We start from the raw sequence: 13,070 nt of genomic DNA on the forward strand, positions 1-13,070 counted from the left end.
TTCGCGCCACGCCCCGGGCACCTCGCTCAGGCCCGCCTCGGGCCGGTCATCGATGCGCGAACCTCCGCATGACCGAGCGACGAGGCTGCGGGAACAGCCGCCGGCCGCCGAACATGCGGGACCGGCCGAGCATGCCGAGCACGCCCGTTCCGCCGCGCGCGCTCTTCCGGCCGAACAGGCCCGGCCCGCCGGACATCCCCCTGCGGCCGAACATGCTCATGCCCCCGGGCGTCCTCTTCCCGCCGAACATGCTCATACCCCCGGGCGTCCTCTTCCCGCCGAACACGCCCTTGCCGCCGAGCGGGCCCATGCCGCCGGCCCTGCCCCTGGCGCCGAACATGCCCCTCGTGCCTGCCCTGCCCCTGGCACCGAACAGGCGCGCACCGCGGCCGAACATGCTCGTGGCCCCGGCTCTACTCTTCGTGCCGGACATGCCGGAACCGAACGGCCGCGTTCCGCCGCCGGTCATCCCGGTCCTGCGGGAGGCGCCGGACATCCCGCCGAAGATCCCGCCGAACATCCCGCTGCCCATGCGGGCTCCGCCCGCGCCGCGCATCCGCGGCATGCCCGCCATACCGGACCTCGTGATGCCGGACCTCGCCATGCCGGACCTCGCCATGCCGGACCTCGTCGTACGGCCCTGGCTCCGGGAGATCCGGCGAAACACCAGCAGCGCCGTCGCCATGGCTCCGGCCCCGGCGACGACGCCGGGACGACGCCTGGCCTGCTCGCCGGCCCTGGCCGCGGCTCCGCGCAGCGGCTCCGGCGTGACCTCGCGCACGCGTCCGGTGACACCGGCCACCCTGGCCCGCGCGGCCGCGGTGGTCGCGTGCACGCGCTGCTGCGCCCGTGCCTTCACGTCGGCCTTGGCGGCCAGCGCCTCGATCGTGTCGCCGAGGTCGTCGCGGGTCCGCTCGATCTCCTGACGGACCTCGGCGATCTCGTCGTGGCCCTTCCTCCGCTCGCCCGCGCCCCTGGTCTCGGTGTCCCGGGCCTCGGCGACGGGCTCGGGGCCGGGCTGCGCCTGCCGTACGGCGTTCAGCGACTCCGGGTCGGTGACCGGCTCTGACACGTCCTGTCTGTGCACACCCACGGTCCCGGCCTTCGGCCGGGCCGCCTTGGGGTCGGTCTCGGTCATCTGCGCGCACTCTCCTTCATGACGTCGATGTCCGCTTTGAGGCTGCGCATCGCCTCGTCGGGAGTGGGCGGCGTCGCGCGGGACACCTGCTCCTTGCCCACCAGGGCGAGCAGTCCGGCGAGCGCCAGCAGCGCGGCGCCGATGACCAGGGCGCTCGCCCAGGCCGGCAGCACGAGCGCGAGGGCCAGGATCGCCGTGGCCACGAGGGCGCCTCCGCCGTAGAACGCGATGAGACCAGCGGCGCCGAGCAGGCCCGCGCCCATTCCCGCGCGTTTGCCCTTGCGGGTCATTTCCAGCCGCGCCAGGCGCAGTTCGTCGCGGATCAGCCGGGAGACGTCCTCGGACAGGCGGCGGACGAGTTCGCCCGTTGAAAGCGACTCCTTCTGGATGGTCATGGCCTGCCTCCCTTCCAGGGTTGGGAAGCGCCTACCCGCAGCCGAGAGCCCTAACCACGGGCCCCGGCGGGGTGAACGGCCAGGCTGTTACACGTGAAAGTTTCAGTTATGAAACAGCGCCACGTCCGCCAGAGGGTGGCAAAAGGCCAGTAAGGGGCCCCGGCTCACCGCCCGATCGGGCCACGGCGTGAGGCGATTGCAACCCGTGATTGACATACCGGGGGCCCAATCGACAATCCTGATGTGGGAGCGCTCCCATCGTATCGGTTCAGATCCACCCTTGCCTGCATCGGTCACGAAATCCGCTACCTGGCATTTCTTCACCCGATGCTCCCACCCCCAACCCACTTTGGAGACCCTCCTCAAATGCGAACGAGAGCTCTGAGTACGGGAGCGCTCCCACGATCGCGGAGACGGATCGCCCTTGTGGCGGCCGCCGCCGTGTCCGGCGGCCTCCTCGTCGGGCTGGCGCAGACTCCTGCGTCCGCCGCCGTGTCCTGTGACGTGCAGTACGCGCTCAACTCCTGGGGTTCCGGATCGGGCGGTTTCACCGTCAGCCTCGACATCAAGAACCTGGGCGATCCGATCAACAACTGGACGCTGCGGTTCAACTTCCCCAACGGGCAGCAGCTGTCGAACGGCTGGTCGGCGAACTGGAGCCAGAGCGGCGCCACCGTCACGGCCACGAACATGCCGTGGAACGCGAGCCTCGGCACCGGCACGACGACCAACATCGGTTTCCAGGGAACGTGGAACGGCAGCAACAACAAGCCCACCTCGTTCTCCATCAACGGTGTGACCTGCGGCGCGACCGCCAGCCCCTCACCGAGCCCCTCACCCAGCCCGTCTCCCTCGCCCTCGCCCTCGCCGAGCCCGTCGGCCTCGCCGTCGGCGTCCCCCTCCGCCTCGCCGTCGGCGTCCCCCTCCGCCTCGCCCTCGGTGTCGCCGTCCGCGTCCCCGTCCCCATCGGCGAGCCCCACTCCGGGCACGGGCAACGAGTACATCGACAACTTCATGACGATGTACAACAAGATCCACGACCCGGCCAACGGGTACTTCTCGCCCGAGGGCGTGCCTTACCACTCGGTCGAGACGCTGCTCGTGGAGGCTCCCGACCAGGGCCACGAGACGACGTCCGAGGCGTTCAGCTACTACCTGTGGCTGGAGGCGATGTACGGCAAGATCACCGGTGACTGGACGAAGTTCAACACCGCGTGGACGACGATGGAGAAGTACATCATCCCGTCGCACGCCGACCAGCCCACCAACGACAAGTACGACCCCAGCAAGCCGGCGACGTACGCGGGTGAGTGGAACGACATCAGCCAGTACCCGTCCCGGCTCGACAGCAGCGTCAGCGTCGGCAGCGACCCGATCGCGAACGAGCTGAAGAGCGCGTACGGCACGTCCGACATCTACGGCATGCACTGGCTGCTGGACGTCGACAACACCTACGGCTACGGCCGCTGTGGCGACGGCACCACCAAGCCGGCGTACATCAACACCTACCAGCGCGGGCCCGAGGAGTCGGTCTTCGAGACCATCCCGCAGCCGTCGTGCGACACCTTCGCATTCGGCGGTCCGAACGGGTACCTCGACCTGTTCACCGGTGACGCGTCGTACGCGAAGCAGTGGAAGTACACCAACGCGCCGGACGCCGACGCCCGCGCCGTCCAGGCCGCCTACTGGGCGCTGACCTGGGCGACCGAGCAGGGCAAGCAGGGGCAGATCTCCACCGCGGTGGCCAACGCCGCCAAGATGGGCGACTACCTGCGCTACGCGATGTACGACAAGTACTTCAAGCAGCCGAACTGCACCAGCACCTCCTGCCCGGCGGGCACCGGCAAGAACTCGTCGAACTACCTGCTGTCCTGGTACTACGCCTGGGGCGGCGCGTACGACACGTCGGCCGGATGGGCCTGGCGCATCGGCTCCAGCCACAACCACGGCGGCTACCAGAACCCGATGGCGGCCTGGGCGCTGTCGAACGTCAACGCGCTGAAGCCCAAGGGCTCGACCGCCGTCAGCGACTGGTCGACCAGCCTCACCCGCCAGCTGCAGTTCTACAAGTGGCTGCAGTCGGCCGAGGGCGCCATCGCCGGTGGCGCGACCAACAGCTGGGAGGGCCACTACGCCTCCCCGCCGTCGAGCCTGCCGAAGTTCTTCGGCATGGCCTATGACTGGCAGCCCGTCTACCACGACCCGCCGTCCAACCAGTGGTTCGGCTTCCAGGCGTGGTCGATGGAGCGCGTGGCCGAGCTCTACTACGCCACGGGCAACAGCGACGCCAAGAGCATCCTCGACAAGTGGGTCGCCTGGGCGCTGTCGGGCACCACGATCAACTCCGACGGCACCTTCCAGATCCCGTCGACGCTGCACTGGAGCGGCCAGCCGGACGCCAGCTTCAGCGGCTCGGGGATGCCGCCGGCCAACACCGGGCTGCACGTGACCATCCAGGACTACACCGACGACATCGGCGTGGCCGGTTCGTACGCCAAGACCCTGATGTTCTACGCGGCCAGGTCGGGCAACGCCCAGGCCAAGAGCACGGCCAAGGCCCTGCTCGACGGCATCTGGCAGAACAACCAGGACGACAAGGGCGTGTCGGTCGCGGAGACCAAGACCGACTACAACCGCCTGGACGACCCGATCTACGTCCCGTCCGGCTGGAGCGGCACGATGCCGAACGGCGACCCGATCAACAGCAACTCGACCTTCATCTCCATCCGGTCCTGGTACAAGAACGACCCGGACTGGCCGAAGGTCCAGTCGTACCTGAACGGCGGCACCCCTCCGGTCTTCCACTACCACCGCTTCTGGGCGCAGACCGACGTGGCCACCGCGTACGGACAGTACGGCCTGCTCTTCCCCAACGGCTGAGCACGCCCCGTAAGCCGGGGTGCGGTGTCGCCTGACCCTTCACCGCACCCCAAGGAAGTGTCCCTCCGGGACACGACCGAGTAAGCCGGGGCGCGGCGGCGCCTGACCCGCCGCCGCGCCCCCGACCCCCCACCTCTGTGAGGCTCATCCCCATGCGGCGTACGTTCCCTGTACTTGCGGCGCTGATCATCTCCACCGCGGTCGTCCCGGCCGCCGTTCCCCAGTCGGCTTCCGCCGCCCCGGCGTTCAACTACGGCGAGGCGCTGCAGAAGTCGCTCTTCTTCTATGAGGCCCAGCAGTCCGGCACACTGCCGTCCACCAACCGCGTCACCTGGCGCGGCGACTCGGCGCTCAACGACGGCAAGGACGTCGGTCTCGACCTGACCGGCGGCTGGTACGACGCGGGCGACCACGTCAAGTTCGGCCTGCCGATGGCGTTCAGCGCGACGATGCTGGCATGGGGCGCGGTGGACTACCGCGACGCCTACGCCTCGTCCGGGCAGCTCACCTACCTGATGAACAGCCTGCGCTTCGTCAACGACTACTTCGTCAAGGCGCACCCCTCCTCCAACGTCCTGTACGGCCAGGTCGGCAACGGCAACGCCGACCACGCCTGGTGGGGGGCGGCCGAGGTGCTGCCGATGAGCAGGCCCTCGTACAAGATCGACGCCTCGTGCGGCGGATCCGACCTGGCCGGTGAGACGGCGGCCGCGATGGCGGCCTCCTCGATCGTCTTCCGGCCCACCGACCCGTCGTACGCCGACAAGCTGCTCACCCACGCCAAGCAGCTCTACACGTTCGCCGACACCGTGCGGGGCAAGTACAGCGACTGCATCACCGACGCGCAGAACTTCTACAAGTCCTGGAGCGGCTACAACGACGAGCTGGTGTGGGGGGCCATCTGGCTCTACCGCGCCACCCAGGACTCCTCCTACCTCGCCAAGGCCGAGTCGTACTACGCCAACCTCGGCACCGAGCCGCAGTCGACCACCAAGTCGTACAAGTGGACGATCGCCTGGGACGACAAGTCGTACGGCTGCTACGTGCTGCTGGCGAAGCTGACCGGCAAGCAGCAGTACGCCGACGACGCGAACCGGTGGCTCGACTGGTGGACGGTCGGCGTGAACGGGCAGCGGGTGAACTACTCCCCCGGCGGCCAGGCCGTGCTCGACTCCTGGGGATCGCTCCGCTACGCCGCCAACACCGCGTTCGTCGCGCTCTACTACAGCGACTGGCTCACCGACTCCACGCGCAAGGCCCGCTACCACGACTTCGCCGTACGGCAGATCAACTACGCGCTCGGCGACAACCCGCGCAAGTCGTCGTACGAGATCGGCTTCGGGAACAACCCGCCGCGCAACCCGCACCACCGCACCGCGCACGGCACCTGGACCAACAACCTGAACGGTGAGCCGGCGCAGAGCCGCCACATCCTGTACGGCGCGCTCGTCGGCGGCCCCAAGTCGGCCGACGACGCCTACACCGACAGCCGCGCCGACTACACGATGAACGAGGTCGCCACCGACTACAACGCCGGCTTCACCAGCGCGCTGGTGCGGCTCTACAAGGAGTACGGCGGCACCCCGCTGTCGAACTTCCCCGTCGCGGAGACCCCCGACGGCCCGGAGATCTACCTCCAGGCGGCGGTCAACGCCAGCGGCCAGAACTTCACCGAGATCAAGACCCTGGTCTACAACCACTCGGCCTGGCCCGCCCGCGCCCTGACCGACGGCTCGTTCCGCTACTACTTCACCCTGGACGGCGACACCACGCCGAGCCAGATCACGCTGACGGCCAACTACAACCAGTGCAAGCCGCCGACCGGCCCGACGCAGTTCTCCGGCAGGGTCTACTACGTCACGATCGACTGCTCCGGCCAGGTCATCGCTCCGCAGGGACAGTCGGAGTCGCGGCGTGAGGTGCAGTTCCGCATCGCCAGCTCCGGTTCGTGGGACCCGTCGAACGACTGGTCGTACACGGGGGTGTCCACCACCCCGTCCACGCCGGTGACGGTGCAGAACATGACGCTGTACTCGGGATCGACCAAGATCTGGGGCAATGCGCCCGGGGCCGAGCCGTCCCCGTCGCCCAGCCCCTCGGTCTCGCCGTCGCCGTCCCCGTCCCCGTCGCCCAGCCCGTCGCCCTCCGCCTCGCCGTCCCCGTCCCCGTCCCCGTCGCCGTCGCCCAGCCCGTCCGTCTCGCCGTCGCCCAGCCCGTCTCCGTCGCCCAGCCCGTCGCCGTCGCCCAGCCCGTCGCCGGCGACCGGCAAGGCGTGCACCGCGACGTACACGCTGGTCAACTCGTGGCAGGGCGGCTTCCAGGCGGACATCACCGTACGCAACTCCGGCGCCTCGGCCATCTCCGGCTGGACGGTGACCTGGTCGTTCCCGAGCGGCCAGACCATCTCCCAGCTCTGGAGCGGCACGGTCAGCCAGAGCGGATCGAACGTCACGGTGACGAACCTGTCGTGGAACGGCAACCTGGGCTCCGGCGCCACGACGAACTTCGGCTTCACCGGCAACGGCTCGGGCACCGCCCCGTCGACCGTCACCTGCACCCCCGCGTAGCCCGCGTTCCCGGGCTCGCCCCAGTCGCCCGCCTTCCCCAGACGGACCCCTCTCTGGGGGAGGCGGGCATCCACGTAAGCGCCGAGCAAGGGAGAGATCGATGATCAGAAGGACGATCGCCGCGACAGGCCTCATCCTGGCGACCGCGGGGATCACGGCCGCCCCCGCATCCGCGGACTCGATCGGCTGCAAGGCGGTCTACACGGTCACCAGCCAGTGGCCCGGAACGCGGGACGCCGTCTCGCTCGGGCAGGTCACGGTGACCAACAGCGGCTCGTGGGCGATCAAGGGCTGGCGTGTGTCGTGGCGCTACACCGACGGCAGCGTGATCACCCAGGTGTGGGGGGCAGTGCCCCTCCCGGTGATCGGCACCGTCGGGTCGTACGCCTTCGGCAACGAGACCTACAACGGCGAGCTGCCGATCGGCGGCTCGACCGTCTTCGGCTTCGCCGCCCGCCTGGGCGGCGGAAGGGCCCCCGAGGTGACCTGCACGCCCGCCTGATCTGCGGGCGCTGCACGGCCCCCTCTCAAGCAGGCGGGTCTCACGCACGTTGATCCGGACGCCGACGATCCCCCGGGACACATTCCCGGGGGATCGTCGTCTCGCGTTATATGGACCTGACGCGGCCGGACATGTCACATCACGACATGCCGGATCACCACGACTCCGGAGGCAGGTTCACGTCGCCGACACGGTCGTAGATGACGGTCTCGTCCTCCAGCCTGACGACCATGACACGGCGGGCGAGTCCCGCTCGCTCCAGCGCCTTCGCCGACTCGACGGCGTTCTTGGCGTAGTGGTAACGGTCACGGCTACCGGTGAACGGGCTCTCCCTGTCGCACCTGACCTCGTAGCGGTCATCCGGCCAGGGCTGACGAAGCCCGTCAGTCGTACTGCGCTCGGTAGCGGTCGCGGTCATTGCACACCTCTCATGTCGCGGAGGGACCTCCGCTAAGAAAGACCCCCCTGCCCCCCCGAGGCATAAGTATTGCCCATATGCAACATTTGTTTCACAGCACCCCCTCAGATGGGAGCCGTCGTCGAGCCTTCCGGCCAGGAGCACCGCGACGAGCATGCCCGCCCCCTGTGCGGCGACAGCCACCCGGCCTGCCCGGGCGGCATGCCGTCGACCGTCTGGAAATACAGCGGCACCGCGAACGCCGCGGCGAAGGGCAGGAGCACGGCCGACAGGATGCTCGTCAGCAGCAACAAGGGGACGGTGAGGAAGAAGATCCACCGCCAGGACAGCGCGTTGATGACCGCGCCCGCGACGACGGGCCCGGCCAGCATGTGCGGCGGCGGGGCGTCGGACGGCCGCCCGTCGTACGGCGGCGGAGCGGCCTCGGGACCGGGAGCGCCGGCGGCGTGGGCGCCTTCCGCGAGCAGGGTGTCGGCGGGGTGCCCGGCGCCGAGGAGGCGCAGCAGGATCTCCCGGGCGGCTGGGCGGCGGGACCGACCGTCTGCCCGGCGATCTGCTCGGGCGCCATGTAGGCGGGGGTGCCCACGACCGCGCTCGACACGGTGCCGGTGGCGTTCAGCACCCGCGCGATCCCGAAGTCGGCGGCGAGGTCCACGGTGCGGCCCGTGGAGGAGTGACCGGCGCCTTCGAGTAGCATCCGGCAGGCCAGGAGGGATTTGTCCCACGGTGGGGTGATTCGGTCGGGCCGTATAGATCACTGACGGCATCTATCACGAGGCCCGACCCACCCCTGCGGCGTGGTGCATGGCTATCCCGCCCTCTGGCGAGCAGGAGACCGATCCCTTGAGCTGGTTCATCACGGACGACCCCGAAGTGCTTCGCTCCGAGGCGGGGTCGTTCCGACCGCACCTGCGCCTCCACCGTCTCGACCGGCTTGTGCGCCCTGACGTCGCACCGCCGGGGGCGCCGCGGGCGGCGACCGGCGATGACCGGGCTCTTCTTCATGACTGGTGCACCCGTTTCGTCACGGAAGCCGGCTTGCTCGGAGCCGATCTCGACGTGTTCGTCGACGAGCGGCTGAGCCAGGGCGGCTGGCGGCTGTGGACGGTCGGGGACGAACCTGTGGCCATGGCCGCCATGACGTCGGTGGTGGCCGGCACGGCCCGCATCACTCCCGTCTACACGCTGCCCGGACACCGCGGCCGGGGCCACGGCTCGGCCGTCACCGCGGCCGTTTCCCAGGCGGCTCTCGACGCCGGCGCGGAACACGTGCTCCTCTTCACCGACCTCGCCGACGCGACGAGCAACAGCGTCTACCAGCGCATCGGATACCGCCCCGTCTCCGACTACCGGATCGTGGTGCCTTGACACCGCAGCCGGCTGCCGGTGCGAGCCGGCCGGGACAGGACACGAGACACCCTCGGCCGCCCAGGCCCGAGGCTTCCAGACAGAGGTGACACCCATGACGAACGTGTCAGGCGGAGCCGATGAACAGCTCGCGGCGGCCGCGTCCCCGGGCGGCCGTGCCCCGCGAGCCCTGTGGCACCCCGGGAGCATGGCCCGCGTGACCGCCAACTTCCGCCAGTACCTCACCGGTTGGGGCGTGGCGGACCGTGGTGAGGGCGACCTCGACTACTTCCGCAGCGGGCTGGCTCAGCCGCAGTTCAACGGAGTGGTCCGGGTCCGCTCCCTGGATGCGGTCGAGCAGATCGCTGCCACCGCACGGGACCGGCTCGCGGGAGTGCCCTGGTGGTGGTGGATCGGCCCGGACAGCCCCGCGGGCACGTCGTCCGCCCTGACCACGCTCGGAGCACAGGAACTCACAACGCTCCCCGTGATGGCCAGATCGCTCGACCAGGCTGTGGATCCGATGGATCAACCAGCCGGCCTGCGGATCGAGGCGGTGACCGGTCACGACCGGCTGCCGGAACTGGTACGCACCTACAGCGCTTCCATGGGCATCGCGCCGGACCTCGAACCCGGCATCGTACGGATCGAGTCGCGACGCCGGGACAACGCGGACATCGTCCGCCTGGCGGCGGTTCTCGAGGACCGTGTGGTCGGGACGGCCACAGTGATCGCAGCCCACGACGTGGCCGGGATCTTCCTCGTCCACGTCGCGGACACGCATCGCTGGCGCGGCATCGGCGCGGCACTGACCGCGGCGGCGCTCCGCGCGGGACAGGACCGCGGCACGCGGCTGGCAGCACTCGCCGCGAGCCCGGCCGGTGAGCCGCTGTATCGGCGCTTCGGTTTCGTCGAAGTCGCGCAGTACCGCCTCTTCGCCTTCCCCGCCTAGCGTCATCTGTCACCTGTACGGAGTGAGGATCAGCCGCTCGCCACGCCCCCTCATCATGCGAGGGCGTGCCTGAGCCGCGTGGCGGCGGCCACGGCGGGCCACAGGCGGGTGGCCAGGTTCCTGGCGACGATGCCGCCTCGCGTCGCGGGGACCAGGAGTGCCGACGCCTGCGCGACGTTGCGCTGCCTGGGGTCCACCAGGCGCCGGTGCGCCGCCTCGTACGCGCGGAAGGCCGCCGCGGGATCGCCGGAGTGGGCGGCCAGCGCCTCGGCGAGGGTGAACGCCCCCGCCATGGCCAGGGTGGAGCCGTCCCCGAACAGTGACACGCAGGACGCGGCGTCGCCGAGGAGCGCGACGCGGCCATTCCACCAGCGGGGCAGGCGCACCTGGCTGACCGAGTCGAAGTAGAGGTCGTCGGCGGCGCGCACGTGATCGAGCAGTTCCGGCGCCCGCCAGGCCACACCGGCGAAGGCGTCGATCAGCATCCGCTTGTGCTGCTCGGTGTCGCGGTGGTCGAAGCCGGGCTCCTCGGGGCTCCGGTAGAGGAAGAACGCGCCCGCGGGCCGGGGATTGACGGCGACCGCCTTGCCGGGCGTGTTGTGCATGAGGATGTCCCGGCCGCCCCCGGCGGCCCCTTCGGGCAGCGGCGTCGTCGCGACGTACAGGCCCATGTGCCGCACGAGCCCGCTCTGCGGCGTCCCCGTCTCCCGGCCGAACGCGAGGCGCCGTGTCACCGAGTGCAGGCCGTCGGCCCCGATCACCAGGTCGAAGCGGCGGGGCGCGGCGCGCTCGAAGGTGACGTCCACCCCGTGCTCGTCCTGGTCGAGCGCCGTGATCGAGTCGTCGAAGAGGAACTCGGCGCGGTCGCGGCTCGCCTCGTAGAGGATCGACGCGAGGTCGCCGCGCGGCACCTCGACCTCGTCCGGCCGCTGCACGGCGCGCATGTCCATCCGGCCGACCCGCCTGCCCGCCGCGTCGACGAAGCCGACCCCCGTCGTGCCGGTGGCGGCCCGGCGCAGCCGGGGCATGACGCCCATGCGTTCCGCGACGGGGACGGCCGGCCCCCGGACGTCCACCGGGTTGCCGCTGGACCGGAGCCGTCCCCCGCGTTCCACGACCGTGACCCGGAATCCGTGCCCGGCCAGGCAGTAGGCCAGCGTCGGCCCCGCGATCCCGGCCCCCGAGATCAGCACAGTGCTCATGACACACCCCTAACCGGAGGATTTTCCTCCACATAAGCGACGGTATCCTAAACGGAGGAAAATCGTCCAGATCCTTCTGATGAGGTGGCCGTGGAGAAGGGGCTGCGCGCCGACGCGCGCCGCAACCGGGACCTGATCATCGCCGCGGCCCAGGAGCTGTTCCTGGAAGAGGGCATCGACGTGCCGCTGGAGGAGGTCGCCCGCCGCGCCGGCGTCGGCGTCGGCACGCTCTACCGCCGCTTCCCCGACCGGGACGCGCTGCTCCGGGCGGTGGGCGAGAAGAACCTCCGCCGCCTGGTGGACCTGGTGGAGACGTCCTGGCGCGAGGAGCCGGACGCCTGGCACGCGTTGTGCCGCTTCCTGCGCGGCTCGGTCGCCCTGCGGATCGGCGTGCTGGCGGCGAAGCTCCAGCCGCATCTGCACCAGCAACTGCGCACCGGCCCCGGCCTGAACGCGATGCGGCAGCAGGTGATCGCCGGTGTCCTGCGCATGGTCGAGCAGGCGCAGGCGGACGGCGCGCTGCGCGCCGACATCGGTCCCGTCGACGTCGCGCTGCTGATGACCCTGAACGTGTACACGCCGCCGGGCATGCACAGCGAGCAGGCCATGGAACGCGTGGTCGAGATCATGCTGAACGGCCTGCGCTCCGACGCGGGATCACCCCTCCCCGGAACCCGGCTCGGCGAGGACGAGCTGAGCCACTACATCGCCGTACGGTTCCCGCCCGACGAGTGACGCCCGGGCGACGGCGAGCCTCCGGCAGGGGCTGTCGCAGAATTATTATGTGCCGCATAATAATCGCGTGGTGAGCGAGGAGGCCGTCGCGGCGATCAGGTCCTGGACACGGCTCGACCAGGCGATCACCGCGTTCAACCGGCGGGTGGAGGCGCGGTTCGGCGTTACCGGGGCGCAACTGGCGATCCTCCGGCTGGTGGCCGAATGGGGGCCGCGGGTGCGTCTGGCCGACCTGCGCGACCGGCTGGTCATGCACCCCGCCACCATCGGCCAGCTCCTGGACCGCCTGGCCGCCCGCGGCCTGGTGGAGCTGACCCCTGATCCCGACGACCGCCGCCGCCGCATCGTGAGCCTGACGCCGGAGGGCCGCCGCGTCGCGGAGGAGGCCCCGCTGTCCGGTCCGGTGCGGCTGCGCCACGCCCCCGCGGACGCCGAACGCCTGCGCCGGTTGGCGGCCGCTCTCGACGACGCGGTCGTCCTGTTCGGACTGGAGGATTACGCCACATGACCTCACCGGAGAACGGCATCACGGTGCTCGGCGTCGACAACGTCCTGTTCACCATCGGCGACCTGGACGAAGCCGTGAGGTTCTACACCACGCTCGGTCTTCCGCTCGCCTTCCGGATGGACGAGCGCGGCATCGCGCTGTTCCGGCTGGGCGGCGAGCCGGCGGGGCTGCTCGTACGCCGCGGCGATGTCTCCGCGGGTTCCGGCGACGGGCGGCCGCGGCTGTGGCTGGAGGTGGCCGACGCCCGGGCCGTCGCGCGGACCCTGCGGGAGGCGGGTGTCGCCGCCCTCGCCGACCCCTTCCCGGTCGCGACCGGCTGGACCGTCGAGGTCGCCGATCCCTGGGGCAACGTGCTCGGCTTCACGGACTACACCACCATGCCCGAGCGAGGCCGCGGCGCCTGACGCCCTCCCGAACCCGCGACCC

At 70.4% G+C, this 13,070-nt stretch carries 14 protein-coding genes; 9 read left to right on the plus strand and 5 right to left on the minus strand.

What is annotated here, in order from left to right:
* Positions 1–46: 46 nt before the first annotated feature.
* A complete protein-coding gene (locus HCK04_RS02880) occupies positions 47–1,138 on the minus strand; it encodes a DUF3618 domain-containing protein (RefSeq protein ID WP_142645315.1) in 1,092 nt (363 codons plus the stop codon).
* Complete coding sequence (locus HCK04_RS02885; protein WP_142645316.1) at positions 1,135–1,533, minus strand: phage holin family protein; 399 nt, start codon at positions 1,531–1,533, stop codon at positions 1,135–1,137. Before HCK04_RS02885 ends, HCK04_RS02880 begins: the two co-directional genes overlap by 4 nt.
* A gap of 426 nt (positions 1,534–1,959) precedes the next feature.
* Between HCK04_RS02885 and HCK04_RS02890 the strand changes: the two genes are divergently transcribed.
* The 3 genes from HCK04_RS02890 to HCK04_RS02900 all read left to right on the plus strand — a co-directional run bounded on the left by HCK04_RS02890 (position 1,960) and on the right by HCK04_RS02900 (position 7,482).
* Positions 1,960–4,413 (plus strand): glycoside hydrolase family 48 protein, encoded by a 2,454-nt coding sequence (locus tag HCK04_RS02890; RefSeq protein ID WP_260617054.1) that lies wholly within the window; start codon positions 1,960–1,962, stop codon positions 4,411–4,413.
* A gap of 152 nt (positions 4,414–4,565) precedes the next feature.
* Entirely contained in the window at positions 4,566–6,980 is a 2,415-nt protein-coding gene (locus HCK04_RS02895) for a glycoside hydrolase family 9 protein (RefSeq protein ID WP_142645318.1), read from the plus strand.
* 100 nt (positions 6,981–7,080) lie between these two features.
* Complete coding sequence (locus HCK04_RS02900) at positions 7,081–7,482, plus strand: cellulose binding domain-containing protein (RefSeq protein ID WP_142645319.1); 402 nt, start codon at positions 7,081–7,083, stop codon at positions 7,480–7,482.
* A 154-nt stretch (positions 7,483–7,636) separates the two neighbouring features.
* Here the strand turns inward: HCK04_RS02900 and HCK04_RS02905 are convergent, their stop codons facing one another.
* Complete coding sequence (locus HCK04_RS02905) at positions 7,637–7,900, minus strand: hypothetical protein (protein WP_142616906.1); 264 nt, start codon at positions 7,898–7,900, stop codon at positions 7,637–7,639.
* A gap of 104 nt (positions 7,901–8,004) precedes the next feature.
* On the minus strand, positions 8,005–8,271 hold the full coding sequence (locus tag HCK04_RS02910; RefSeq protein WP_142645320.1) for an MFS transporter: 267 nt from the start codon (positions 8,269–8,271) through the stop codon (positions 8,005–8,007).
* A 75-nt stretch (positions 8,272–8,346) separates the two neighbouring features.
* Between HCK04_RS02910 and HCK04_RS43350 the strand changes: the two genes are divergently transcribed.
* The 3 genes from HCK04_RS43350 (at position 8,347) to HCK04_RS44060 (ending at position 10,199) form a co-directional block, all read left to right on the plus strand.
* Complete coding sequence (locus HCK04_RS43350) at positions 8,347–8,472, plus strand: hypothetical protein (RefSeq protein ID WP_260617109.1); 126 nt, start codon at positions 8,347–8,349, stop codon at positions 8,470–8,472.
* Between the two features lie 466 nt (positions 8,473–8,938).
* Positions 8,939–9,268, plus strand: a complete 330-nt coding sequence (locus tag HCK04_RS40895) for a GNAT family N-acetyltransferase (protein WP_205829774.1) — start codon at positions 8,939–8,941, stop codon at positions 9,266–9,268.
* Positions 9,269–9,464: 196 nt separating this feature from the next.
* Positions 9,465–10,199, plus strand: a complete 735-nt coding sequence (locus HCK04_RS44060) for a GNAT family N-acetyltransferase (protein ID WP_142645322.1) — start codon at positions 9,465–9,467, stop codon at positions 10,197–10,199.
* Positions 10,200–10,252: 53 nt separating this feature from the next.
* Here the strand turns inward: HCK04_RS44060 and HCK04_RS02925 are convergent, their stop codons facing one another.
* The gene (locus HCK04_RS02925) at positions 10,253–11,401 is read right to left on the minus strand and encodes an FAD-dependent monooxygenase (RefSeq protein WP_142645323.1); all 1,149 of its coding nucleotides are present in this window, start codon (positions 11,399–11,401) and stop codon (positions 10,253–10,255) included.
* Between the two features lie 90 nt (positions 11,402–11,491).
* Between HCK04_RS02925 and HCK04_RS02930 the strand changes: the two genes are divergently transcribed.
* From HCK04_RS02930 to HCK04_RS02940, 3 genes are all read left to right on the plus strand, one after another.
* Entirely contained in the window at positions 11,492–12,136 is a 645-nt protein-coding gene (locus HCK04_RS02930; RefSeq protein ID WP_168065593.1) for a TetR/AcrR family transcriptional regulator, read from the plus strand.
* 67 nt (positions 12,137–12,203) lie between these two features.
* Positions 12,204–12,644: a MarR family transcriptional regulator gene (locus HCK04_RS02935; protein ID WP_312845715.1), complete on the plus strand. Its 441-nt coding sequence runs from the start codon at positions 12,204–12,206 to the stop codon at positions 12,642–12,644.
* Positions 12,641–13,048, plus strand: a complete 408-nt coding sequence (locus tag HCK04_RS02940; RefSeq protein WP_142645326.1) for a VOC family protein — start codon at positions 12,641–12,643, stop codon at positions 13,046–13,048. Before HCK04_RS02935 ends, HCK04_RS02940 begins: the two co-directional genes overlap by 4 nt.
* Positions 13,049–13,070 lie beyond the last annotated feature (22 nt).

This window comes from Microbispora sp. CL1-1 (assembly GCF_012034195.1).
GTDB lineage: Bacteria > Actinomycetota > Actinomycetes > Streptosporangiales > Streptosporangiaceae > Microbispora.

Coding starts and splice junctions, on each gene's coding strand:
- HCK04_RS02895 (WP_142645318.1), top strand. CDS start 4,566: ATGCGGCGTACGTTCCCTGTACTTGCGGCGCTGATCATCTCCACCGCG.
- HCK04_RS02910 (WP_142645320.1), bottom strand. CDS start 8,271: ATGCTGGCCGGGCCCGTCGTCGCGGGCGCGGTCATCAACGCGCTGTCC.
- HCK04_RS02905 (WP_142616906.1), bottom strand. CDS start 7,900: ATGACCGCGACCGCTACCGAGCGCAGTACGACTGACGGGCTTCGTCAG.
- HCK04_RS02880 (WP_142645315.1), bottom strand. CDS start 1,138: ATGACCGAGACCGACCCCAAGGCGGCCCGGCCGAAGGCCGGGACCGTG.
- HCK04_RS02885 (WP_142645316.1), bottom strand. CDS start 1,533: ATGACCATCCAGAAGGAGTCGCTTTCAACGGGCGAACTCGTCCGCCGC.
- HCK04_RS02900 (WP_142645319.1), top strand. CDS start 7,081: ATGATCAGAAGGACGATCGCCGCGACAGGCCTCATCCTGGCGACCGCG.
- HCK04_RS02940 (WP_142645326.1), top strand. CDS start 12,641: ATGACCTCACCGGAGAACGGCATCACGGTGCTCGGCGTCGACAACGTC.
- HCK04_RS02925 (WP_142645323.1), bottom strand. CDS start 11,401: ATGAGCACTGTGCTGATCTCGGGGGCCGGGATCGCGGGGCCGACGCTG.